The organism is uncultured Sphingobacterium sp. (assembly GCF_964277905.1).
In the GTDB taxonomy this organism is placed as follows: domain Bacteria; phylum Bacteroidota; class Bacteroidia; order Sphingobacteriales; family Sphingobacteriaceae; genus Sphingobacterium; species Sphingobacterium siyangense.
Window position 1 is genome coordinate 205,570 of record NZ_CAXYKD010000045.1, and the last position, 23,738, is coordinate 229,307.

The following is a 23,738-nucleotide window of genomic DNA, read 5'->3' on the forward strand; positions in this document are numbered from 1 at the left end:
AGGCTTTTATATTCTAGTTTTTAATAGGTCTTGCTGGTAATATTCTTAATATACGAGATTTTTCCATTACACCACACTCTCCATTCGATCTAATATAGATTTCGACATCGTCTCCTCTTCCTTTGTCCATCAAAGGATAATTTGTCGGAACTGAAATTTTAAAAGTATATTTATCTACCTGGGTGGTAATTAGATGAGGTGAATCTACCGACCAATTTACGTTTGTATAATCCATACCAGGTTCTGGTTTAAAATAGAAGTAATTATCATTCCATCCTTGCTTGATTCCAACTGGCCCATCTATTGTACCTTTCATTTCAGAACTTACTTCAATAGGATAATTGAATACTTTTCCCTCATAAGTTGATCTAAGGATGACCGTTCCTACAGCATTTCCAATCCTAATGACTTTCCACTGATTATTCCCTAATGATGTCAATGTAGCAATACCAGCTGCGTTTTCAAGAGTTACTTTATAAGGATTTGTAATTGTGTAAACACTTTCTCCACATGTGGAATTTGGTCCGCTAAAACTGGAAGCAGGAATTTCATCTGGATTAAGAGCAAAAGGCCTTGTGCTAGCGTAATACCACTCGGTCCATCCATTTGTAGTCTCAGGGTCAGGATAGCCTTCTTTATAATATCTCCACCTAGCTTGCACATCCACAACTGGATTACTAACTGTCACAGTATTTGCTGGAACTGTAAAATCTTTCTGAATCATTTGTGAAAATGTTCCTCCAGACGGCCAATCAGCATTAGTGAAAGGAGCCGTTACCAAAACAACCTCCTGATTATCTTTATAGTAGAATAACTTAGCTTCTCCTTTCACAGGTAAGCCAGACCAAGGGGCAATTGCTGGTTTGGACATCATGAAATAAAATCTCATAGCGGTAGGAGCATTATATTTTAAAAATATGACGTTTCCTTTAAAAGAAACGTTTGTAAGCCCAGCCGATTCTAACCTAATTCGTTGTCCAAATCCTAAATTACATAAGGAAATAAATAAAATTGCAATAAAAAATCTTCTTATTTCCATAATTTGCCAGCTTTAGCGGTTCTTAAATCAGTGGCAAACTTGTCCATATTCATGGAAAAATTGAGATAGTCTATGTTCAAGGTGTGAGTCTTTGAATTGTAGTGAATACTGTCTTTTGGTATATTCAGTATTTTCGAGGTAGTGGTGTAAACAAAGTCTTTTCCGAATTCTTCGCCATCAATTACAATAGTCTCTTCTTTAGGTTTTACGGCTTCTTCTTTCTTACACGCGCTAAAGCCTAGCCCTAGCAGTGCAATAAACATCAAATATCTTTTCATTTTTATATAAGTTTGCAAGCATACTAATTTTAAATACATTTTATATGCCTATTGGTTAATTCTACACAAAAGTGTGTACTGATAAACCGTACCGAATATTTTAATCGGAGCTTTTAGCTATTTAACTAGAATCATAAAAAATAAGAGCTACTTATTTTTTCAACCATTCGGTAGAGATGTTGTAATGTACATTATTTACTTTTTTTGGCCTTCCTAACAACAAAATGATAATTTTCAGAAAACTATCACTTTCGAGATCTATTATTCAAATATTCTCTTGAATAAAACAAACCTAGTCACCTTTATTAAACTAAACATGGATGATTCCAAACAGGATATTATAGAAAGCACAGTAAAATAATTGGGATTTCCTTGTGTTTTTTGATGAGCCAGAAAATATGTCGGGGCTCAACCCCAAATTTTTCCAATAAAATTAAGTATGGATATCCCTGCTATTTATAGCGAAAAAAAGCGGCAATTTCTTTCGAAATTGCCGCTTCCATAAGCAAATAATCTAAGAGACTACTTAACGTCCCACCAAACAGGTGTATAGATTACAACGTTACCTGGATAATTGCTATTTGTGGTTGCTTCACTAAGTGCGTAAGGCATGCGCAAAGGCATTCTGTCTTCACCTAAAGTTGAAGCTGCAGATTTAACAAAGAAGGTTGGATACCCCGTTCTTCTCCATTCAGTCCAAGCTTCGAAGCCTTGGAAACCACACATTGCATAATACTTTTGTGTGATAATAGCTTTTACTTTAGCCTCCACATCGCCAGTGAATTTAGCATCTGGCGCATCAGCAATATATTTGGCAGCATCTGCGGCGTTACCTGTTGCTTTAAAGCTCTCTGTAATACCAGCACTATATAAGCTCTGTGCATCTCCTGTTCCCCAACCTCTTACAACTGCCTCAGCCTGTAAGAACAAACTTTCGCTCGCAGAAAACAGTTTTACTGGTGCAACGGCAGATGTTTGACTCATGGCATTACCTCCAACCATTGGAGAAGGAGTAGATACTAATTTTTTTGAATTACTTGAATACGTCCCTTGAGCAATGTAAGCAATTGTATCCTGTATCTTTGGTTCGTTCGTTTCTGGATCTGTATATTCAACTTTGTCATAGAAAGCGAATCTGCGAGGATCATTATTTTTGACAAATGCTTGCACAACGGTTCCACTCGCTACAACATTTTGAGTTTTTCCTAAACCAACCATTTCATTGTAGAAAGGATTTTCATTACCCCCTGTTGTTGTATAAGTGATTGTCGCATCTTGATTCAAGAAAATAGCATTGCTCGCATAAAGTGCTTTAATACCCGCAGCAGCTTTGGTTGCGTTCACATTAGAAAGGCGTAAATAAGCTCTTAATTTTAAGGTATTAGCAAAAGCCTTCCATTTTTCAAGATCGCCATTGAAAATCATATCCTGACTTGCTACTGGAATAGCTTGTTTCACAGCTAGTAGAGATAGTCCTTTATCAATATAATTGAAAATTGAATCGTATACAACTTCCTGAGCTTCATATTTTGGACTCAAATTTCCATCAGCCTTTGATGCTTCAGAAAGCGGAATATCCCCGAAAGCATCGGTTGCAACCTGATATGCATAAGCTTTCAAAATATGAGCGATACCTTTATAATTTTCGTTATCCGCCACTTTTGAATTGATAATCAATTCAGCGTTGTTTAAAGTTCCCCTGTAGATATTACCCCAAACTCTATCCATAGAAGTATTGGTGATTCTATACTGATCGATAACTCTATATTGAGAAGATGTTGGGTTTTGTGTCCAATACTGTCCCCAAATATTACCAAATACCTGAAAAGAATTTCCAACCACCTGACTGATTGAGGCTTCTACTGTCGGCAATAACAAACTAGGTGTTGCTGACTCCGGGTTATTTGGATTCTCATTGATATCCAAGAATTTATTACATCCAGTCAAGCCCATTGTCGCAACTAAAGCCACAACTAGGAATTTCTTGGTATTATTAAATTTTATAGTTTTCATACTTTATTCGCTTTTAAAATGAAACTTTAACATTAATGCCATAGTTACGCAGTGAAGGTTGTGCGGTAAAATCAAAACCTTGTGCATTACCAGCACCTGATGAATTCACCTCCGGATCAGCATATTTATTTTCGCTTGGCGTCCAGATAAACAGGTTATTTCCGAACAAACCAATAGAAGCAGCTCCAAAAGGCGTGTTTTTCAATTGATTTTTCGTGAATTTATAGCTCAGTGTCAAGTTACGAAGCTTGATGTAAGTTGCGTCCACTACATTCATTCCAGACTCCAGTGAACCATAGTAATTTTGCTTATCGTAGGTTACCGATGTATTTTCAATAGAGTTTCCGTTATCATCCAAGTAGACAGAATTTGGGAAGATCTGCGCAATGCGCTCACCACCGGTTTCAGCAGATGTTCCGACGAAAGCCATGATATCTTTTGTTCTTGAATAGAATACACCGCCTTGTTTTGTATCAAATAAAGCACTCATTGACCAATTTTTGTAGGTCAGGTTAGTTCCCAAGGATGCTTGGAAATCTGGATTATAGGTACCTAAATATTGTGGTTTTTCAGTAGCTAATGGCATACCTGATGCCTGATCTACAATCGTACGACCTTGAGCGTCCGTAGCATTTGTAACTCCATAAAACTCACCATATGGACGACCTACCGCTGCCACGATATTCATTCCTGAGAAACCACCGACAGAAACTTGCTCTACACCCGGCATTAATTCAATAACTTTACTGTTATTTTTTGTGAATGTACCGAACAATTCCCATGTCAAATTCTCTGTTTTCACTGGCGTTCCTCTTAATGTCAATTCAACACCATTATTTTGAACTTTACCAGCATTTACCAGGGCAAATCCATAACCTGTTGAAACTGGAATTGGAATACTTAGGATCTGATTTTTCGAATTATTTTTGTAATAAGTGAAATCTGCGTAAAGACGATTATTTAAGAAACCTAATTCAGCACCTACTTCGAATGATGTTGTGATTTCAGGTTTCAAACCCGCATTTCCGATCGTATTACTTGACATCAACGCGGATACGTTTCCAAATGGAAAAGTTGTTGAACCAAAACCGCCAGCAATCGTACTTCTAGAGAACGTTGTAATCAACTGATATGGATCTGTATCTGAACCAACTTGCGCCCAGTTTGCACGTAATTTGGCATAATTGAACTTGCTCTTCAATTCAGGTTTAAACAATTCAGATAGAACAAATGATCCACTTACGCTTGGGTAAAAGAAAGAATTATTTTGTTTTGGCAAAGTGGATGACCAATCGTTACGTGCTGTAGCTTGCAAGTAGGCGATATTTTTATAGGAAACGTTCAAATCCCCATAAACGCCGACTAAACGACGATTGCTCCAAGTATCTTCGATTAGATCCAATGGACCATTCGAGTTAGCTAAATTATACCAACCTGGTACTACAAGCCCTCCACTTGAATTGGTAGCAGTGCTATTATTCGAAGTTTTGCGTTGACGAATATTATTACCAATCATAAATGAAGCATCCCAGTCCTCATTAAATTTATGAGTAGCGGTTGCCATGAAATCATGTACAATTTCATTTACATTAAATTGATCGATTCTATAACCCCCGGGATCCGTCTGAACGTTTCCTTTTACATAATTACCTGTAGAGTTATCAGCAGGCAGGTAGCTATATTTTGGAGACTGCGCTCTTCTACGATCGGTATAATTGTCTAAACCTACACGTTCTTGGAATGTTAACCATTCGGTCGGCTTATAATTTACATTGAAGTTCCCCATAATACGGTTTACATCATTGTAATTATTATAATTGTCTAATATCCAATATGGATTCATGGTATAAGCACCATAATAGCCGTATACGTCGTCATGTAGCACACCGTTTGCATCCGTATATCCATACGCATTGTACGGATTTGAAAGATCTTTCAATCCTTTAACATCGATATCGCGCGGCGTCTGCAATAGGTTATTATAAACGGAGCCGCCACCTTGACCACCACCGACATTGTTACTGTTAATACGGCTATAATTTACAGAAACACCTGCACTGAATTTATCAGATAATTCAGTTGTTCCATTAAATCTGACACCATATTTATTGTAGTTATCTTTCTTTCCAGGATAAACACCATTTGAATTCAATGCATTCAATCCAAGGTAAAATGTAGACTTTTCTGAGCCGCCTGAAAAACTAAGGTTATTGTCAGAAGCAATTCCAAGATCAAAGAAATCGCGTACATTATCTTTCACTGCAGAATAAGCTTTCTTCTGGCGAATGCCATCTATCGCCTGTCCCCATTCTTGAACATTGCCTGTAAAAGGAGCACCCCACGAACCATTTTCCCTCGGATCATTCACATAATCAATAAAGGCTCCTGTCTTTTCATCAAATGCAGCATAGCCTTGTCCGTATTCATTTTGAAATTCAGGTAACTTCAAAATAGAAGACAATGTATTGGTGGAACTGAAGGTAATTGCACTTTTCGCACCTTTTTTACCACTTTTCGTTGTAATAATCAAAGCACCATTAGAAGCTCTAGAACCGTATAATGCTGCTGCTGCTGGGCCTTTTAATACAGTTACTGACTCGATATCATCTGGATTGATATCGTTACCACGGTTACCAAAATCTACACTCGCAAGATCGCTGGATCCACCAACTTTACTTGTGTTATCAATCGGTGTACCATCAACAACGATCAATGCTTGGTTATTTCCAGCAATAGAAGAACCACCACGCAATACAACACGAGATGAACTACCTGGAGAATTTGAAGTAGAGGTAATATTAACACCCGCTACTTTACCAGCTAAGGAGTTGATCGCACTCGAATTACGGCCTTCTGTCAATTCATCGCTCTTAATTGTCGGAGCAGAATATCCCAAAGAACGTTTCTCACGCTTAATTGCATTTGCTGTAACAACAACCTCTTCCAAAGCATTGTCATGATTTACTAAAGAAACATTGAATACCGTACTATTGTTGTTAACAATAATAGTTTTATCGTCAAAACCAACGGAACGGAATACGACAACCTTACCTGCCGGTACATTCAATGAATAATTACCATCAGTATCAGTCTGTGTAGCTTGATTAGTTCCTTGTACAACTACTGTCACCCCTGGTATTGCTTTACCGTCAGCAGATGTAACACGACCACTAATCTTTTTTTCTTGAGCGAATGCAACCGAAGTCAGAATCATACCGCCAACAAGAAAACTTAGTAATGTTTGTTTCATGTTTTAGTTAGTTAATTTTATTATTTTTTCTAATCCTATATATTGATACAAATTATATCCGTTATCATAACCGTCTAAACATAAATTGCTTAGACAATAAACAGCAAAAAACATAACATGCTATTGCAGTTTATTCAGTAACAGTTGAAAATATTTTTGGAAAAGCGGGCCCCAGGTAGATGCAGGGTCAGTCCTTAGATAAATATCCAGCTGTAAAATTTGCTCTTTTCAGCATTTACAGTAAATAATAGTTAGTGCGATTTTTATTAGCGGTGTCAAATATAGAAAGCCAAAGTTGCTTTTACAAGTTTTTTAACATAATCTCCAAAAAGCAGGAAATACCGCAATAATAAGTTCACAATTTTACAAATTGTTACAAAAGAATCATTTTAGAATAAAAACTCTTCAAACAATTTTCAAACAGAATTTTATACGGAATGAACCATAATTAACAAAACATTAACAATGTTATAAGAAAACGTTAACATGTTATTCTATTATTTTTCTGTATTAAAATCGCATGTAATTTATAATGATTCTAAACATTTTAAAATCGAGTTATAACAAAAAAAGACGCTCTACCTTCTCAGGCTGAGCGTCTTTCATATTGAGATTAAATAAGTCTAAAGACGACTTATTTATTGATATTTAATCGATATACTCAAATTTGGTGTACGGCACCAAAACTGCAGGAATCTTAATTCCTTTTTCTGTTTGATTATTCTCCAATATCGCTGCGACAATACGTGGTAAAGCTAGTGCAGAACCATTTAAGGTATGTGCCAGCTGCATCTTGCCATCAGCATTCTTAAAACGGACCTTCAAACGATTCGCCTGATAAGTTTCAAAATTGGAAACGGAAGATACTTCCAACCAACGTTTCTGAGCAGAACTATACACTTCCATGTCATAAGTCAATGCAGAAGTAAAACTCATATCTCCACCACATAAACGCAATACACGATAAGGCAGCTCTAATTTCTGCAACAGACGCTGTACGTATAAACTCATTTCTTCCAACACTTCATAGGACTTTTCAGGATGTACAATCTGCACCGTCTCCACTTTATCAAATTGGTGCAACCGGTTTAATCCACGTACATGTGCCCCGTATGAACCTGCTTCACGACGGAAACATGGTGTATAAGCACAATGTTTGATCGGAAACTGTCCTTCTTTCACAATCTCGTCTCTATAAATGTTGGTGACCGGAACTTCAGCCGTAGGGATCAAATACAGATTGTCATTACCCACATAGTACATCTGTCCTTCTTTATCCGGTAATTGCCCCGTAGCAAATGCAGAATCTTCATTGACCAAAATAGGCACCTGTACTTCCTCATATCCTTCTTCTGCTGCCTGATCCAAAAAGAAATTGATCAATGCGCGTTGCAATTTAGCGCCTTTACCTTTATAGATAGGAAAACCTGCACCGGCAACTTTTACGCCAAGCTCTAAATCAACAATATCATATTTGTTCAACAATTCCCAATGCGGCAATGCATCCTCCGACAAAGCCGGGATTTCGCCGTGGCTCAAAACAACTTCATTGTCCTCAGCACTTACACCTGCTGGAACGGATTGATGCGGTAAATTAGGCAATTGTACGATCTTCTCATTCAATGCTGCTTCAATTGTACCCAATTGATCCAAAAGTTGCTTCACTTGCTCCTTATATCCCGAGGATTTGGATTTAACGGTTTCAGCTTCTTCTTTTTTACCTTGGCGCATCAGATCTCCAATCTGTTTTGCTGCCGCATTAGCCTCTGCCGAAAGTGCGTCAGATTCCGATTGGATCTTACGACGCTCTTCATCTAAACTGATGATTTCGTCGACCAATCCAATTTCCTTGAAATGCTTGACAGCCAATCTTTCGATTACCGTATCCCTGTTCTCACGGATATAATTTAATTGCAACATAATATAAATGTGTTATTTAAAATAGTGAACAAACTTAGATAAATTTGCCTTTATTTACAAGCAATTTTATTCCTAAACCACCATCCAAAAGGCTTTTTGACTACTTTAAGGCTCTCTATTTTCATTACACCGCACCGGCTAACATCCATCAGCCCATGGGAGACCAATCTCCCATGGAATCGGTATTTACACCCCATAATCCATAGAAAGAGCGTATCCATTAGACGCCTAATCGATACGCTCTATAATTCGATCTACACGCAAAGCCCTGTACTGAGATTCAACTCGATGAACTCATGTGATGCGCATTTGCTAAGCAATGCTTACTTCATCGCATAAATAGACATCCTGAATAGCATGTAATAATGCGACGCCTTCATTCATTGGCTTTTGGAAAGCCTTACGGCCAGATATCAACCCCGTGCCACCTGCACGCTTGTTGATAACCGCAGTTTTTACAGCTTCCTGTATATCATTCTGTCCCGAAGCTCCACCAGAATTGATCAAGCCAGCCCGACCGGCAAAGCAATTAAGCACCTGGTAGCGGCATAAATCAATAGGGTGATCGGAAGAAAGCTGCGTATACATGCGTTCATCCAGCTTTCCATAACTACTTTTACCCATATTCAGTGCTTTAAAGCCACCGTTCAATTCGGGTAGTTTTTGCTTAATAATATCCGCTTTGATCGTTACACCCAAATGATTGGCCTGTCCGGTAAGATCCGCTGCTAAATGATAATCTTTATCACCTACTTTAAACGCCGAGTTGCGCAGATAACACCATAATACCGTCGCCATCCCCAAAGAATGTGCTTCTTCAAATGCTTTTGCCACTTCTATAATCTGACGGTCTGATTCCTCAGATCCAAAATATATGGTCGCCCCTACCGCAACTGCTCCCATATTCCAGGCTTCGCGAATTGTTCCGTACAAGATTTGATCGGCTCGATTGGGATAGGTCAATAGTTCATTATGATTGATTTTAACCAAAAATGGAATCTTGTGTGCATACTTTCGGGCAACTGCTCCTAAAACCCCAAAGGTAGACGCCACGGCATTGCAGTTTCCTTCCAAAGCTAGCTTGACAATATTTTCCGGATCAAAATACTGTGGATTTGGCGCAAAAGAAGCTCCTGCACTGTGTTCGATTCCCTGATCTACAGGCAATATCGAAAGATACCCGGTATTGGCTAACCGTCCCGTTCCAAAAAGTTGCCCCAAACTACGCAAGACTTGCGGACTACGATCACTCGAACTATATACTTGGTCAATAAATGCCGCTTGTGGAAGATGAAGCATTGTTTTGGAAACTGCGGGTTGATCAAATTCTAACAAATAACTCGCTTCTGCACCCAGATGTGCCTGTATTTTTTCGATGTATTGCATAATTTATTTAAAATAAAGTGATGGAGTTTACCATTATCTTTAAAATAAAACTCCAAAAAGCACAGAATGTTTTAGCGCATATTATATAGTAAAAAAAACTTAACTTTGACCATGTTATATTTAGTTCCGACACCTATTGGCAATCTGGAGGACATGACGTTCCGTGCGATCAATGTCCTGAAAGAAGTGGACCTCATCTTAGCAGAGGATACAAGGACCAGCGCTCCGCTTTTGAAGCATTTTGGAATCGACAAAAAAGTATTTGCGCATCATCAGCACAATGAACATAAAGCGGTATCTGAAATCATTAAATTCTTGAAAGAAGGGCAAAACATTGCATTGATTTCAGACGCAGGGACACCGGCGATCTCAGATCCAGGATTTTTGCTGGTACGTGAGGCCATCAAAGAAGGGCTTGAAGTGCAGTGCTTACCAGGCGCAACAGCTTTCGTGCCAGCGCTTGTCAATTCGGGTCTTCCCAACGACCGTTTTTGCTTTGAAGGTTTTCTACCCGTCAAAAAAGGAAGGCAAACGCGCTTAAAAGCTTTGGCAGAGGAAAAAAGAACGATGATCTTCTACGAGTCGCCACATCGTATTCTCAAAACCATCGAAGAATTTATCACCGTTTTTGGCGCAGAAAGACAAGCTTCGATATCACGTGAACTGAGCAAACTCTATGAAGAAAATGTTCGCGGAACATTAACTGATTTAAAATTACACTTTGAAAACAATCCGATTAAAGGAGAATTTGTATTTTGTGTAGCGGGATTGGAATAAATTTTGACAATCTTTAGGTATTAAAAAGTATTTGACATGAACATGGAACAATTTGCACAGGACGGGCAGGACATAAAAATCATTGAAAAATTGGTTACTAAAGTCCAAGATATGCTTACTCCAGGGGAAAAAATAGATTATATTGCAGTTCAAAAGAAACCTGCAGTTACTATTTTACCAGATAGTATCACCATCAGTAACAAACGCATATTTATGTGCGAATTTACTAAACTGGGTCTGGCTACTGATTTTGAAATCTTCGGTTGGCAAGATATCAAGGATATTGCCTTCAAGGAAGAAATATTCGGTTCAAAAGTTACGGTTATACCATTTACTGGCGAAAATTTAAGCATAGACTATATCCCTAAAGTTCAGGCTAGGAAATTGTATCAATATATTAAAGCCGCCCTTGAAAACTATAAAAAAGCCGAATTGGCTGCCGAAAAAGAAAAAATAGTCATTGCTCCAACAGTTGCGAAGGAAGTGATTATCGAACGACCAGAAAATAATACACCGGTTCAGCCAGCAGTTACGGCTCCCGCGGCACCTCAACCTGTTGTATCGGCACCAGTAACTCCGCCAGCGCCAACGGTATCAAACATCCCGCCCGCTCCACCCGTTAAAGAAGAGGAAGATGATGAAATTACCTTAAAGCTCAAAAAATTAAAAACACTCTTCGACAAACAATTGATTACCCAAGAGGAATACGAAAGTAAAAAGAGAGAAGTTTTATCCAGTTTATAATCATAAATGGGAGAAAATATAGCGTGAAAAATAACTATTTACTGGCACTTTTAAGTGCCTTTTTATTGTGGTTGGGCTGGCCTCCAATCCCCTATTCCAGTCCCTTGTTATTTATTGGTTTTGTGCCTTTGCTGATTGCTGTAGAAAACATTATCCGCAGTGAAACACTCCAAAGAAAAGGCCGCAAAGTATTTCTTACAGCGGGACTCACGGCTGTTGTTTGGAACACGGCTTCCATTTACTGGGTTTACAACTCCATTTCGGCCGTTATGCCGCCTTTTGCAGCTGTTGTCATCAGTCTGATACCTTTTTGTCTTGGCGCCGCTTTAATGGCCCTGGCTTTCAGGTTATATGGGCAATTACGAGGCAAAACGAACATCCTGTTATCCCTTTTCGGATTAATGGGATTCTGGATAAGCTATGAATTTCTACACGAATCCTGGGATTTAGCCTTCCCTTGGATGACTTTAGGTAATGGTTTCGCAAGTTTCCACCAATTGATCCAATGGTACGACATCACAGGTGTCTATGGCGGAACAATATGGATCTGGCTGGTCAATATCTTGGTATTTACACTTTACCTCAATGGAAAAGGACTTTATCCGATCAAACGTAAGATTATTCCTCTTGCCTCTTTGGCGACTATATTGTTGGTTCCCTGCGCCTACTCGCTGATACGTTACTTCAACTACGAAGAACATCAGAATCCTGCGCAGATTGTTGTTGTTCAACCGAACATTGACCCTTATATTAAATTCAATTTAAGTCCCGAGGAACAATTAAACACCTTATTCGCCTTATCAAATTCAGTCGCCAAACCCAATACGGAGTTTTTTATCTGGCCAGAAACTGCACTTTCACAGAACGGCGATTTTGACGAGGAAAACTTTAGGGAAACCTATTCTTACCAGCGCATTTTAAAATTTTTAGATCAATATAAAAATGGAAATGTACTTTCAGGTATTGAAAGCTATCAGTTGTACAACTATGCAAAAACACCTACTGCGCGTGAAATAGCTCCTAATGTATACCAGGATAATTTCAATGCTGCGACATTGATCGATTTTTCCTCCAAACTTCAGTTTTACCATAAGTCTAAACTCGTGCCGGGCGTAGAGCAAATGCCTTTTGGCGCAGCGATGAACTTCCTGAAACCTTTATTTAAAGCATTCGGCGGTACGACAGGTGGCTACGGAAAACAGGCTGAACCTTCGGTATTCTATGCCCAAAGCGGTATTGGTGCCGCACCCGTAATCTGTTATGAATCCATTTGGGGCAATTATGTTTCCCAATATGTCAAAAAAGGCGCTCAGTTTATTGCGATCATCACCAACGATGGCTGGTGGGGCAATACTTCGGGCAAAGACCAGCATTTACAGTATGCTAAACTGCGTGCGATTGAAAACAGGCGCTGGGTTGCTCGATCCGCAAATACAGGGATTTCAGGCTTTATCAATCAACGTGGCGATATTGTACAACAGACTAAATGGTGGCAGCCTGCGGCCCTAAATCAGGAAATTAATTTAAATGAAGAAATTACTTTCTACACGCAAGCAGGTGATATTGCTGCCTATTTGGGTTTGGTGCTCGCAATGGGCGGACTTGTGATACTCATCGTGGTCCGACGAAAAAAAGAACTTATCTAAATTGAAAAGTAGCGCCAAACTGAAATAGTAACTTGGCGCTATTTTTTCTATATCAGAATGGGAAAGCACTAATCCTATACCTTCCTCGGCAAAAAGAACCTAATTCTGATGAGCCCCCGGCAAGCCAACACCTATCAGCTATAATTAGGAAAATAAAATGATAAAAATAAGTCATTTAATACCTTTAATTTACTTTGGAGATTTGTAATTTTGCAGCATGCAAGTATATTTTGATAATGCAGCGACTACAGCCTTAGATCCTGAAGTAATAAAAGTAATGGTGGATGTGATGAACAATAACTTTGGAAATCCATCTTCTATCCATAGTCACGGACGACAAGTAAAAACAATTGTAGAAAAAGCACGTAAAACGATAGCCAATCTACTTCATGTATCTCCATCAGAGATATTCTTCACATCGGGTGGAACCGAGGCCGACAATATGGCCATCGTTAGGTCAATCGCCGACTTTGGAATAACCCATGCCATCACCTCGCCGATAGAGCACCATGCTGTATTACATACGTTAGAGGAGCTTGAAAAAGCCGGAAAAGTGCACCTCGACTTATTGGAAGTTGACGAAAAAGGTAATTTAAATCTCAACCAGCTGGAAGAACTTTTAAGTACCAATCCGCGTACGTTTGTTTCCATTATGCATGCCAATAATGAGATCGGAAATCTTAACGATATTCAACGTATCTCCGAGTTATGCCAAAAGTATAATGCGATATTCCATTCGGACACGGTACAGACCATGGGGCATTATCCACATGATCTTGGTAGCCTCAAAATAGATTTTATAACAGGAGCTGCCCATAAATTCCACGGCCCAAAAGGAGTTGGTTTTCTTTACATCAATGCGAATAACAAAATTAAACCCTTAATCTATGGTGGAGCACAAGAGCGCAACATGCGTGGTGGAACAGAAAATGTCTATGGAATAGCGGGTCTTGCCAAAGCTTTAGAACTTGCCTATGAGCATATGGAAGAACACCACGCTTATATTCAAGGACTCAAATCTTATATGATCGACGAGTTGCAAAAAGCAATCCCTGAGATTGATTTTAATGGTGTTATTGAACCTGATAAATCTCTGTATACCGTACTAAATGTTTCTTTCCCATGTAGTGACCTTGCCGACATGCTTTTATTCAACCTGGATATTGCGGGTATATCCTGCTCTGGTGGCAGTGCCTGCAGTTCAGGAACAGATATAGGCTCGCATGTATTGGGCGCAATAAAATCCAGCTCGGAACGACCTTCAGTTCGTTTTTCATTCTGCAAGCATAACACCAAAGAAGAAGTTGACTTCGTCGTAGGAACGTTAAAAGAACTTTGTACTAAAAACAACTAATATTTTATAGTTGACAACAGACAACGAATAAGATCGCTCAATGTAGCGCTAATTAAAAATTCAAGCAAGAATTCTTAATTAGCGCTACATTGAGTTAGATAAGTTTAATCTTGCTCCAGCGTGCTATCACAGCAGCAAGCTGGAGTAAAAGGACCTCCTCATCCAACAGCAAGTTACACGGCATATTTGTATTCGCTAAACCGTTCTGGACACGTACAACCCATTTTCGACAACTACCATAATTACCCGAACTTATACATCATTATACCAACTCATACCTAATAACAATTTTCAATCAGTTTTTAGACAGTGATCAGTCAGTGCTTATTCAGTTCATACTGAGCAAGCACTGAACGAGCACTGAACAATCACTGAACAAGCACTGTTAAAAGAGCCTATTTGATTCTAACTTGATGTGGTTAAAAATTAAAGAGAAGAAGGGAAGAAAACTTTCAGTATAATCCCAACTAAGGATTGCAATATTGGGGAAAGTGAATAATTTCAAAAAATAAAAAAGCCGAAAATAGATTCGGCTTTTTTATTTTTCATACATCTTTTATGCTAGATTCAATTTTTTGTCAAGACATAATATCTGGAAATATCTCCCGTAATGTCATTTCCGGAAAGATCCAACTGACTGAGTATCCGATTTCCTAATTTGAACTTATAGTCAACGCCGTCCAGTGTAATGATATTACCATCCAATTTCCATTTTCCTTCACGCATAAACACATCATCACTTTTATTAAGGTATTTAGATGAATATTGGTAAGTGTTGTCAGCATGCAATGAAATAAGTGTTTCTATACCATCACAATCCGCACAAGGCATTACACCTTTGTATTCACCAATCACTACTTCCGCCTTATCCCTACCTTTTAGGTCCTGTAAATTATCTTTATAGACCGCAACACTTTGTTTGGGATTATCACATCCCACCATTCCAATTGTCAACAACAAACCCACAATCCAAATAAACCTTTTCATCTCATTCCAAATTCAAAAAAATCAGCATCTAACAGTTACACCAATAAATTCATAACAAATTAAATACCAAAAATTTAGAAAAGATTAAAAATCATCTTCATCGTCATCTGTCAAGAATGACAATGCACCTTGTAACTCGCCCAAAGCATGGAAATTACGCGTCTTGCGGGCGATCTCAATTCCGGATCTATAGGCAGCAATCGCGGACTCCTGTTTATTTAATTTTTCGTACAATTTACCCAAATGATAATAAGTTCCAACATAATCTGGATTCGTATGTACTAAATTCTCGAATCTCAACATAGCCTCTTGTTCATCTTCCTGCTTGAGATATTCAGCTGCAATTGCATATTTTAAAAAAGGATCTTCGGGGCTCTCTTTCAAAAATTCATTCAGTTGATCCAATCGTGTCGACATATCTTTTTTATTTCAAACTTAGACAAATTGCATTTTATATGCAATTTAATTGTGTATCCTCCTCAAACAATTCCGCATCTCTCCATATCACACGAAAGCTTTTTATAAACAGGAACCTCGAATGAGCGACTATGCTCTCTGAAATTACTATGCTAGCATATAAAATGACAATTTGCTGACGCAATAAATCTATTGTCAAAAACCGGCTATTTAAAATAAAAAATTACAAAAAGTACAACAAAACACCTTAATATCACATCACATCAAAAAAAATACACGAAAATAACTAGTAAAATTAAAAATTCATCAAAATCACAAGACGACTCTTTAACAGAATTTAAAACGCCTTAGCGCTTTTTAATTGAAAGAAAATATGGTAAGTTTGAGTAAAACCAATCGTATATGAAAATATTAGTTTGTATAAGTAATGTCCCTGACACTACATCCAAAATCACTTTTACAAATGACAACACTGCATTTAATACAGCTGGTGTACAATTCATTATAAACCCTTATGATGAAATTGCTTTATCCAAAGCAGTTGAGTTGGCTGAAGGTGGAAAAGGAACCGTAACTGTCATCAATGTGGGCGATGCATCTACAGATGCAACCATTCGAAAAGCATTGGCAATTGGCGCAGACAATGCTGTACGGATTAACGCCGCTCCACGCGATGCTTGGTTTGTTGCTAATCAGATAGCAAAGTATGCCAAAGACAATGCATTTGACTTAATTTTAACTGGCCGTGAATCCATCGACTATAACGGTGCTCAAGTGGGGGCAATCGTAGGAGAGCTGCTGCATATTCCTTCTGTTTCCATTGCCAAAAAAGTTGATATTGCGGGCGACGCAGTCACAGTTGAGCGCGAGATTGAAGGTGGAAAAGAAGTATTGACAGCAAAGCTGCCAATCGTCATTGGTACAGCAGAAGGTGTTGCCGAGCCAAAAATACCTAATATGCGTGGTATTATGAGTGCGCGGACGAAACCATTAGATGTGCTCGAACCTTCCGCTATAGACGTTCTTGAACACATTGTCAGTTATGAGACACCAGCTCCGCGCGGTACGGTCAAACTTGTTGACGCTGCCGAGGTAGAAAAATTAGTTTCTCTTCTTCACGACGAAGCTAAAGTTATTTAATCTTTAAACGCTAAAACACCATGTCTATACTCGTATATGTAGAAAATACCGATGGAAAATTCAAAAAATCTGCTTTTGAAGTTGTTTCTTATGCAAAATCCATCGCCGATAACATACAGACTGATCTTGTTGCGATTTCAGTTGGAAATGTCGCTGGAGACGAACTTGCTGGCTTGGGCAAGTACGGTGCTTCCAAAGTATTAAATGTCGACAATGAGCGACTCACTTCTTTTGTAAACCAAGCGTATGCAAGCATCATTGCTGAGGCCGTAAAAAGTACTGGTTCAAAAATACTTGTGCTATCCAACTCATTCTCGGGCAAAGGACTCGCTCCACGTATTGCAGCCAAATTAGAGGCTGGTCTGGCCGATGGTGCACTCGAATTACCGAAAATCAATGGCGACAAACTGACTGTCAAAAAAACAGCGTTCTCCAACAAAGCGTTCGCTACGCTCGAACTATCCTCGGATATAAAGGTCATCGCACTAAGCCCGAATGCATATGAAACAAAAGAGACCGGTGGTAACGCAACTGTCGAAACTTTTGCTCCGAATATTGACCAAACAGATTTCACAACGATGGTCAAAGAGATTGTCCGAGCAACAGACAAAGTTTCCTTACCTGAAGCTGAAATCGTCGTCTCCGCAGGCCGTGGTTTAAAAGGACCTGAAAACTGGGGTATGGTGGAAGAACTTGCAGACGTCCTTGGTGCAGCTACAGCATGTTCAAAACCCGTATCTGATGCCGGCTGGCGCCCGCATTCGGAGCACGTAGGCCAGACAGGCATTGTTGTTAGCCCCAATCTCTACATTGCTATCGGTATCTCCGGAGCAATACAGCATTTGGCCGGAGTAAGCTCTTCTAAAACAATCGTTGTCATCAATAAAGATCCAGAAGCGCCCTTTTTCAAAGTGGCCGATTATGGAATTGTAGGCGATGCTTTCGACGTCGTTCCGAAATTAACGCAGGCATTGAAGGCTTACAAAGGTATTTAAAGCTTTCTTCCGATATATTCTCCCCATTTATCCAAAATGAATGGGGAGTTTTTATTTGTTATAATTGCATATAAAAGCAAATTTATCTAAGTTTGTAGACCGCTTTGGAATTAAAATGAAGAAAATCAGATTAGATATCGTTGGTTTATCCTATAGTCAAACGCAATCTGGGGCTTATGCTCTTGTATTGGGAGAAGTGGAGGGCAACAGAAGATTGCCCATCATTATCGGCAGCCACGAGGCTCAAGCTATTGCTATTCGGATAGAGAAAATGATTCCTAGTCGTCCGCTGACACACGACCTATTTCAATCTTTTGCAGATTCTTTTGGTATTAAACTCATTGAAGTACTGATCTATAATTTGATTGAAGGGATATTTTATGCTAAAATTATCTGTTCCGACGGCAACAAGATTGTCGAGATTGATGCCCGCACATCCGATGCCGTTGCACTGGCTGTACGGTTTGAAGCTCCGATCTATGCCTACGAATTTATTATGTCCTCTGCTGGAATTATCATTGAGGGACATGAGTTTGCATTTTTGGAAAACCTAGACAAATCCAATAAAGTTCAGGATCCAAGTGTTGTTGAGGTCGAAGAAAAAACGCCTTCAAAATCCCCACAAAATCCTTTCTCCTCGTTGACAGATGAGCAACTGGAGCAAGCACTTAATCAGGCATTGACCGAAGAAAACTACGAGCAGGCTGCATTGATTAGGGATGAAATTTCCAAAAGAAAATAACTCCTTTCATTAAAGCGAAACAAAAATTTTAAATAACATCGATTTATGTCTATTAAATTAAGATTGACCATTATGAGCTTCTTTCAGTTTTTTGTCTGGGGAGCATGGTTGATTACAATAGCAAACTATTGGTTTGGCACAAAACAATGGGATGGCACACAATTTGGAGCTATTTTTGCAACCATGGGGATCGCTTCTTTATTTATGCCTACCCTGATGGGAATTATCGCCGATCGTTGGATAAATGCCGAAAGACTATATTTTATTCTTCACTTATGTTATGCGGGTGTTTTATTCTATTTACCTCAGGTAAATGATCCAAACACCTTTTTTTATGCGATGCTTGCGGCGATGTGTTTTTATATGCCGACTTTGGCCCTATCCAATTCCATTGCGTACACAGCATTGAATGAAAATAACTACGATTTGGTTAAGGCATTCCCCCCTATCCGGGTTTTCGGAACGATAGGCTTTATCGTTGCCATGTGGATCACCAATTTAACAGGCAACAAGGCTACAGCTTATCAATTTTATATCGCCGGAACCGCAGCTTTGGCTTTAAGTCTCTATGCTTTTACATTACCTAAATGTCCACCGAAGAAGTTACAACAGGAAGATGCTTCCTGGACACAACTATTAGGCTTGGAAGCATTTAAACTTTTTGGAAATTATAAAATGGCTTTGTTCTTTATTTTTTCCATGTTCCTAGGTGCCGCACTCCAATTGACCAATGCCTACGGTGATGTGTTTTTGGATGAATTTAAATTCTACCCTAAATTTGCAGAATCTTTCGTTGTGAAATATTCGACCATCATTATGTCGATTTCACAGATATCCGAAACACTTTTTATTCTTGCTATTCCATTTTTCCTCAAAAGATTCGGTATAAAAAAGGTCATGCTGATTTCGATGTTTGCCTGGGTATTACGTTTTGGATTATTCTCATTTGGTGACCCTGCGGGCGGACTTTGGATGATTGTATTATCCTGTATCGTCTATGGTATGGCATTTGACTTCTTTAATATCTCAGGTTCTTTATTTGTTGAAACCTCAACAACATCAAGCATACGCAGCTCGGCACAAGGCTTATTTATGATGATGACAAATGGTTTCGGTGCCGTTGTAGGCAGTTTTGCATCGGGTTGGATCATTGACCACTACTTTACCAAAAGTTTTCAAAACAGCAAGGATCTCGCACAATATCTGGATACAACAATCGATAATACCCATTTTCTACATTTTCTACAGGAAAAGAGTATTTCCATATTACCTGACGGCATGTTAAGTGGTAATCTCATGCTAAAAGACTGGCATGATATCTGGCTTGCATTTGCCATCTACACCTTGATTATAGCAATCTTCTTTGCTGTATTCTTTAGACATAAACATGAGCGTGAACCGCTAAACTCAAAATAACCGAAAGCCGCTAATTGCGGCTTTTTGTATATTTGTAACATGCAAAGCACAGCAACGGAATTATTCAAAGATTCCCAATCCTACATCTATAACTGGACATTTCAATGGATTAAACAACTTGGTCTTGATAATCAGGGGAGCCACTTTGTGAACTCGATCCTTTTACTCTTACTGGTTATCCTGTTTTTGATCGTCATTGACTATTTCACCAAAAGAACGTTACTCCTGTTAACAATCAAAGCCATCAGGCGAAGTACAAATCGCTTTGATGATCTACTGATCCGCAATAAAACGCTGAAACTTATTGCTCATTTTGTTCCGATATTAGTGGCACAATATATCATGCCCATTATCTTCATGGGTTTTCCAACCTGGAAAGAAAACAGCAATAAAATACTTGACATAGCAACGACCGTCGTCAGTTTACTGATTATCCATTCGCTTCTGAAAAGTTTACGGGACATGCTGCGCATGAAGAAATCTTTTGCCGACAAGCCCCTGGAAAGTTATTTACAGGTGTGCCAGATTATCCTATTATTTATCGGTGGGACGATCTGCTTTTCGATATTGACTGGAAAATCCCCTTGGTCCTTCTTATTATCCCTGGGTGCCGCGTCAGCAATCTTGATGTTGGTATTCAAAGACACTATATTGGGATTTGTTGCCAGTATACAAGTTTCAGCCAATGACTCCATCCGTGTAGGCGATTGGATAGAAATGCCTAAATATGGCGCCGATGGAACTGTCAAAGAGATTAACCTCAATAATGTGAAAGTACAGAACTTTGATAAGACTATTACGACGATACCAACACATACGCTATTGTCGGATTCTTTCAAAAATTACAGGGGTATGCAGCAATCGGGCGGGAGGCGCTTAAAGCGAGCCATAAACATCAAAATTTCCACGATCCGTTTTTTGGAAAATGAAGAAATTGAAAGACTCAAAAATATACAGATTCTGCGGCCTTATATCGAGGAGCGTGCCAAGACAATTGACCAATTCAACACGGAACAGCAGATAGATCAATCAAATCCCATAAACGGCCGCAAAATGACCAATTTAGGGATGTTCAGAGCTTATACACTCACCTATCTACGTCAAAATCCCAATATTCACAAGACCATGCCCTTGATGGTACGTCAGCTTGCTTCAACCGAACACGGTGTTCCGGTCGAACTTTATTTCTTTGTAAATGATATCCGCTGGGAATATTACGAAGGAATTGTTTCAGATGTATTCGACCACTTATTTGCTGCAACAAAATACTTCGACCTGGAGATCTTTGAAAATCCGGCATCAGATGATTTCCGGCAGGTTATCCGACAACAAAACCTTCATGACTTCGCAGACCAACAGCGGTAGAAGCGAACTGAAAGTTCTTTCCGGCCAATAACATCAGTCACTTTCAGAAAAAAAAGCAGCTACAGCACTAACATTCATATATCAGGTTAACAGCTTAACAAAGTTTGTAGCTGCAAACTGGATAAAGTGTAAAAAATGGATCGTAGTAGAAGGACTTAAATTTTGGCGGCATAATTTAAAGTGAAAGGTCTAAAAACAGTGAAAGGTAATCTGGGGAGATTACCTTCACTTTAAAAACAAACTAAATTTTCAGACGTGTTTCACAACAGATCTACACATTAACCCTAACTCTTTATGAATCAAAAATTACTCTACACAAATATAGGATGGTTATGTTAAGTGCATCTTAAGCTATCTTTAAACTTAAAACAACTCTACAACCGGTTATTTATCTCACCTCAATAGTCTTCGTTGCCAGGTGTACTCTATTGAAAAGATCAACAGCCTGAACCTCAATCTGATATTTACCCGCTTTTAATTTGGGCAAATTAGCCGTCCACAGATGACTGGATTTTTCAGGGTTTGAAGGTCTACGCGTATTCTTTAATTCAGTTGCTGTATCGTACTTAGCCAAAGAATTTAGAAACGCTGGATCGTTTTCATTGACAAAATCCATTTCCTTCCATTCGCCCTGATTGATTCTATACGTTACCTTATCACCTTCCTTTCCAATAAAAAAATTAGCGTATATCGGATATCTCTTTGTGTATTTTTCTGGAACGACCGAAGCTCCATATAAATCGATCTGATACGTTGCCGGCTTACCTACAACCTTATAATCAAAACTGTATTGGTTGCCCTCGATTTTTAAAATGGCATACCCTTTTGGTGTACCGTCCCGCATTGTAGAAACAGGAATTCCCTTTTCATTCAACTCGCCCGAATACCAGTCACCAGAGGTTGTACCTACATTATATTCGTGATGTGGCTTTTCTTGTTTCCATCCGTCCTTTTGTCCATAAAAATATTGGCGCTGAAAGTGTGTATGCGCGGACAAAGACAAGGTATGCTTAAATGGAGCCAGAATATCGAACAGACGTTGTCTATCTTCGTTACGAAAGACATCCGAGTTTTGATGATATAAAGGAATATGAAATGCCAATACAATCAATTTATCTTTAGCTACGTTTTTTAAGTCATTCTCCACAAAATCAAGCTGATCTTTACGGAATCCACCTAAATAACCTTTACCTGTCCGCGGATTCGGATAAATGATATTATCAAGAATGATAAAATGCGTGTTTCCATAATTGAACGCAAAGTTGTTGGGGCCAAAAGTCCGCTCGAACGATTCATCGGAGAGGCTATCCTCTTTGGCATCATAGTTCATATCGTGATTTCCCATGACATTGTACCACGGCAATCCCATCGTGGAAATCACCGATTTATACTTTGGCTGTAGTGAAAGATCATCTCCCACTAAGTCGCCTAAGCTTATTCCAAATTTCGCAATTGTCTTATCTGAAATTTCATTGATCACACCGTTTTTGAAATAGGCCAGTTCTTCCTCCGTGTAGGCCTGTGGATCACCAAAAACAAAAGCTGAAAAGTTAGGATCTTCATCTTGTTGGTACAATGCAAAATTTACAGCAGCCGGAATTTTCCCTGTAGCAGCAACAGCAGGATATTTTGAAGCTGGACTACCATTTAACTTATGGATATAATAAAATTTTGGATGGTTATTTTCATCCAAAGGCAAAGTGTAGCCTGTCGGTTTAACCACGAAAATGATGTTGTCATTTCCAACAGGCAACTGATAATTGCCATCTTCATCGGTTGTCGTCACCTCACGCCCGTTACTAACAGCAACGGAAGCAACGCCTCTTTCGTTTTTATCCAATTTTCCGTTTTTGTTTATGTCGAGATAAACTTTTCCTTTCGCAAAATCTTGGGCCTGCACCGCGTTTACGAATGCCCAGGAAATTGCTAATGCCAAAAATGCTTTCATATGAAATTTTGTTTTGGCGCTAAAGTATTCGATTCAGGTTAAACGAGTATAAAGAGAATATAAAGAATTCATCAAAAAACAGAAAGAACGATATAACATCAATGTATTATTTAACCCATATTTAACAGTATAATCACAGGGATTTCATACATCTTTCATGGGGTTTCACCCAAATGAGGTCCCTTCAGGTCCCTATTAGCTACCTATTTCCCCTATCAGTATGTATGTTGTTAGCTGATAAATCGATCTTCTTGCCCTTGCTCCCTGACGAATATTGGGCACAAAAAAAGAGAAACCAATTGCTTGATTTCTCTCTTTACC

Annotated in this window: 18 protein-coding genes; 9 read left to right on the forward strand and 9 right to left on the reverse strand. The window is 38.9% G+C overall.

Going from position 1 to position 23,738, the window contains the following annotated elements:
* Positions 1 to 13 precede the first annotated feature (13 nt).
* From ACHWSC_RS21130 to ACHWSC_RS21155, 6 genes are all read right to left on the reverse strand, one after another.
* On the reverse strand, positions 14 to 1,039 hold the full coding sequence (locus tag ACHWSC_RS21130; protein ID WP_394678082.1) for a hypothetical protein: 1,026 nt from the start codon (positions 1,037 to 1,039) through the stop codon (positions 14 to 16).
* A complete protein-coding gene (locus ACHWSC_RS21135; protein WP_145330279.1) occupies positions 1,030 to 1,317 on the reverse strand; it encodes a hypothetical protein in 288 nt (95 codons plus the stop codon). Before ACHWSC_RS21135 ends, ACHWSC_RS21130 begins: the two co-directional genes overlap by 10 nt.
* Before the next feature lie 522 nt (positions 1,318 to 1,839).
* Positions 1,840 to 3,330 carry a SusD/RagB family nutrient-binding outer membrane lipoprotein gene (locus ACHWSC_RS21140; protein WP_394678083.1) on the reverse strand — a complete coding sequence of 497 codons (1,491 nt, stop codon included), beginning with the start codon at positions 3,328 to 3,330 and terminating at the stop codon, positions 1,840 to 1,842.
* 13 nt (positions 3,331 to 3,343) lie between these two features.
* Positions 3,344 to 6,580, reverse strand: a complete 3,237-nt coding sequence (locus ACHWSC_RS21145) for a SusC/RagA family TonB-linked outer membrane protein (RefSeq protein WP_394678084.1) — start codon at positions 6,578 to 6,580, stop codon at positions 3,344 to 3,346.
* Between the two features lie 648 nt (positions 6,581 to 7,228).
* On the reverse strand, positions 7,229 to 8,500 hold the full coding sequence (gene serS, locus ACHWSC_RS21150; protein WP_394678085.1) for a serine--tRNA ligase: 1,272 nt from the start codon (positions 8,498 to 8,500) through the stop codon (positions 7,229 to 7,231).
* Between the two features lie 312 nt (positions 8,501 to 8,812).
* Positions 8,813 to 9,886: a class I fructose-bisphosphate aldolase gene (locus ACHWSC_RS21155; RefSeq protein WP_112373629.1), complete on the reverse strand. Its 1,074-nt coding sequence runs from the start codon at positions 9,884 to 9,886 to the stop codon at positions 8,813 to 8,815.
* 111 nt (positions 9,887 to 9,997) lie between these two features.
* On the opposite strand from ACHWSC_RS21155, the gene rsmI reads away from it, so the two are divergent.
* The 4 genes from rsmI (at position 9,998) to ACHWSC_RS21175 (ending at position 14,407) form a co-directional block, all read left to right on the forward strand.
* Positions 9,998 to 10,663: a 16S rRNA (cytidine(1402)-2'-O)-methyltransferase gene (gene rsmI, locus ACHWSC_RS21160; protein WP_083663502.1), complete on the forward strand. Its 666-nt coding sequence runs from the start codon at positions 9,998 to 10,000 to the stop codon at positions 10,661 to 10,663.
* Positions 10,664 to 10,699: 36 nt separating this feature from the next.
* Entirely contained in the window at positions 10,700 to 11,407 is a 708-nt protein-coding gene (locus ACHWSC_RS21165; RefSeq protein WP_201665890.1) for a PH domain-containing protein, read from the forward strand.
* Positions 11,408 to 11,430: 23 nt separating this feature from the next.
* Positions 11,431 to 13,053: an apolipoprotein N-acyltransferase gene (gene lnt / locus ACHWSC_RS21170; RefSeq protein ID WP_394678086.1), complete on the forward strand. Its 1,623-nt coding sequence runs from the start codon at positions 11,431 to 11,433 to the stop codon at positions 13,051 to 13,053.
* Between the two features lie 217 nt (positions 13,054 to 13,270).
* Complete coding sequence (locus ACHWSC_RS21175) at positions 13,271 to 14,407, forward strand: cysteine desulfurase family protein (protein ID WP_394678087.1); 1,137 nt, start codon at positions 13,271 to 13,273, stop codon at positions 14,405 to 14,407.
* A gap of 567 nt (positions 14,408 to 14,974) precedes the next feature.
* On the opposite strand, the gene ACHWSC_RS21180 is transcribed toward ACHWSC_RS21175, so the two are convergent.
* Positions 14,975 to 15,394 (reverse strand): copper resistance protein NlpE, encoded by a 420-nt coding sequence (locus ACHWSC_RS21180; protein ID WP_120335376.1) that lies wholly within the window; start codon positions 15,392 to 15,394, stop codon positions 14,975 to 14,977.
* Positions 15,395 to 15,478: 84 nt separating this feature from the next.
* Complete coding sequence (locus ACHWSC_RS21185) at positions 15,479 to 15,811, reverse strand: tetratricopeptide repeat protein (protein ID WP_394678088.1); 333 nt, start codon at positions 15,809 to 15,811, stop codon at positions 15,479 to 15,481.
* 402 nt (positions 15,812 to 16,213) lie between these two features.
* On the opposite strand from ACHWSC_RS21185, the gene ACHWSC_RS21190 reads away from it, so the two are divergent.
* The 5 genes from ACHWSC_RS21190 to ACHWSC_RS21210 all read left to right on the forward strand — a co-directional run bounded on the left by ACHWSC_RS21190 (position 16,214) and on the right by ACHWSC_RS21210 (position 21,469).
* The gene (locus ACHWSC_RS21190; RefSeq protein ID WP_153846577.1) at positions 16,214 to 16,951 is read left to right on the forward strand and encodes an electron transfer flavoprotein subunit beta/FixA family protein; all 738 of its coding nucleotides are present in this window, start codon (positions 16,214 to 16,216) and stop codon (positions 16,949 to 16,951) included.
* 20 nt (positions 16,952 to 16,971) lie between these two features.
* Positions 16,972 to 17,946, forward strand: coding sequence for an electron transfer flavoprotein subunit alpha/FixB family protein (locus ACHWSC_RS21195; RefSeq protein ID WP_394678089.1), 975 nt, complete (start codon positions 16,972 to 16,974; stop codon positions 17,944 to 17,946).
* A gap of 115 nt (positions 17,947 to 18,061) precedes the next feature.
* Positions 18,062 to 18,688, forward strand: coding sequence for a bifunctional nuclease domain-containing protein (locus tag ACHWSC_RS21200; RefSeq protein ID WP_046674002.1), 627 nt, complete (start codon positions 18,062 to 18,064; stop codon positions 18,686 to 18,688).
* A gap of 45 nt (positions 18,689 to 18,733) precedes the next feature.
* Positions 18,734 to 20,104, forward strand: coding sequence for a nucleoside permease (locus ACHWSC_RS21205; protein ID WP_394678090.1), 1,371 nt, complete (start codon positions 18,734 to 18,736; stop codon positions 20,102 to 20,104).
* Between the two features lie 39 nt (positions 20,105 to 20,143).
* On the forward strand, positions 20,144 to 21,469 hold the full coding sequence (locus ACHWSC_RS21210) for a mechanosensitive ion channel family protein (protein ID WP_394678091.1): 1,326 nt from the start codon (positions 20,144 to 20,146) through the stop codon (positions 21,467 to 21,469).
* Between the two features lie 388 nt (positions 21,470 to 21,857).
* Here ACHWSC_RS21210 and ACHWSC_RS21215 read toward each other — a convergent pair whose 3' ends face one another.
* Positions 21,858 to 23,417: a calcineurin-like phosphoesterase C-terminal domain-containing protein gene (locus ACHWSC_RS21215; RefSeq protein ID WP_394678092.1), complete on the reverse strand. Its 1,560-nt coding sequence runs from the start codon at positions 23,415 to 23,417 to the stop codon at positions 21,858 to 21,860.
* Between the last annotated feature and the right edge of the window lie 321 nt (positions 23,418 to 23,738).

What these genes read in the sequence shown, in the direction of transcription:
- ACHWSC_RS21135 (WP_145330279.1), bottom strand. Translation starts at nt 1,317, where the DNA reads ATGAAAAGATATTTGATGTTTATTGCACTGCTAGGGCTAGGCTTTAGC.
- ACHWSC_RS21195 (WP_394678089.1), top strand. Translation starts at nt 16,972, where the DNA reads ATGTCTATACTCGTATATGTAGAAAATACCGATGGAAAATTCAAAAAA.
- ACHWSC_RS21175 (WP_394678087.1), top strand. Translation starts at nt 13,271, where the DNA reads ATGCAAGTATATTTTGATAATGCAGCGACTACAGCCTTAGATCCTGAA.
- ACHWSC_RS21205 (WP_394678090.1), top strand. Translation starts at nt 18,734, where the DNA reads ATGTCTATTAAATTAAGATTGACCATTATGAGCTTCTTTCAGTTTTTT.
- ACHWSC_RS21200 (WP_046674002.1), top strand. Translation starts at nt 18,062, where the DNA reads ATGAAGAAAATCAGATTAGATATCGTTGGTTTATCCTATAGTCAAACG.
- ACHWSC_RS21210 (WP_394678091.1), top strand. Translation starts at nt 20,144, where the DNA reads ATGCAAAGCACAGCAACGGAATTATTCAAAGATTCCCAATCCTACATC.
- rsmI (WP_083663502.1), top strand. Translation starts at nt 9,998, where the DNA reads ATGTTATATTTAGTTCCGACACCTATTGGCAATCTGGAGGACATGACG.
- ACHWSC_RS21185 (WP_394678088.1), bottom strand. Translation starts at nt 15,811, where the DNA reads ATGTCGACACGATTGGATCAACTGAATGAATTTTTGAAAGAGAGCCCC.
- ACHWSC_RS21155 (WP_112373629.1), bottom strand. Translation starts at nt 9,886, where the DNA reads ATGCAATACATCGAAAAAATACAGGCACATCTGGGTGCAGAAGCGAGT.
- ACHWSC_RS21145 (WP_394678084.1), bottom strand. Translation starts at nt 6,580, where the DNA reads ATGAAACAAACATTACTAAGTTTTCTTGTTGGCGGTATGATTCTGACT.
- ACHWSC_RS21180 (WP_120335376.1), bottom strand. Translation starts at nt 15,394, where the DNA reads ATGAAAAGGTTTATTTGGATTGTGGGTTTGTTGTTGACAATTGGAATG.
- ACHWSC_RS21215 (WP_394678092.1), bottom strand. Translation starts at nt 23,417, where the DNA reads ATGAAAGCATTTTTGGCATTAGCAATTTCCTGGGCATTCGTAAACGCG.
- ACHWSC_RS21190 (WP_153846577.1), top strand. Translation starts at nt 16,214, where the DNA reads ATGAAAATATTAGTTTGTATAAGTAATGTCCCTGACACTACATCCAAA.
- ACHWSC_RS21130 (WP_394678082.1), bottom strand. Translation starts at nt 1,039, where the DNA reads ATGGAAATAAGAAGATTTTTTATTGCAATTTTATTTATTTCCTTATGT.
- ACHWSC_RS21140 (WP_394678083.1), bottom strand. Translation starts at nt 3,330, where the DNA reads ATGAAAACTATAAAATTTAATAATACCAAGAAATTCCTAGTTGTGGCT.
- ACHWSC_RS21165 (WP_201665890.1), top strand. Translation starts at nt 10,700, where the DNA reads ATGAACATGGAACAATTTGCACAGGACGGGCAGGACATAAAAATCATT.
- serS (WP_394678085.1), bottom strand. Translation starts at nt 8,500, where the DNA reads ATGTTGCAATTAAATTATATCCGTGAGAACAGGGATACGGTAATCGAA.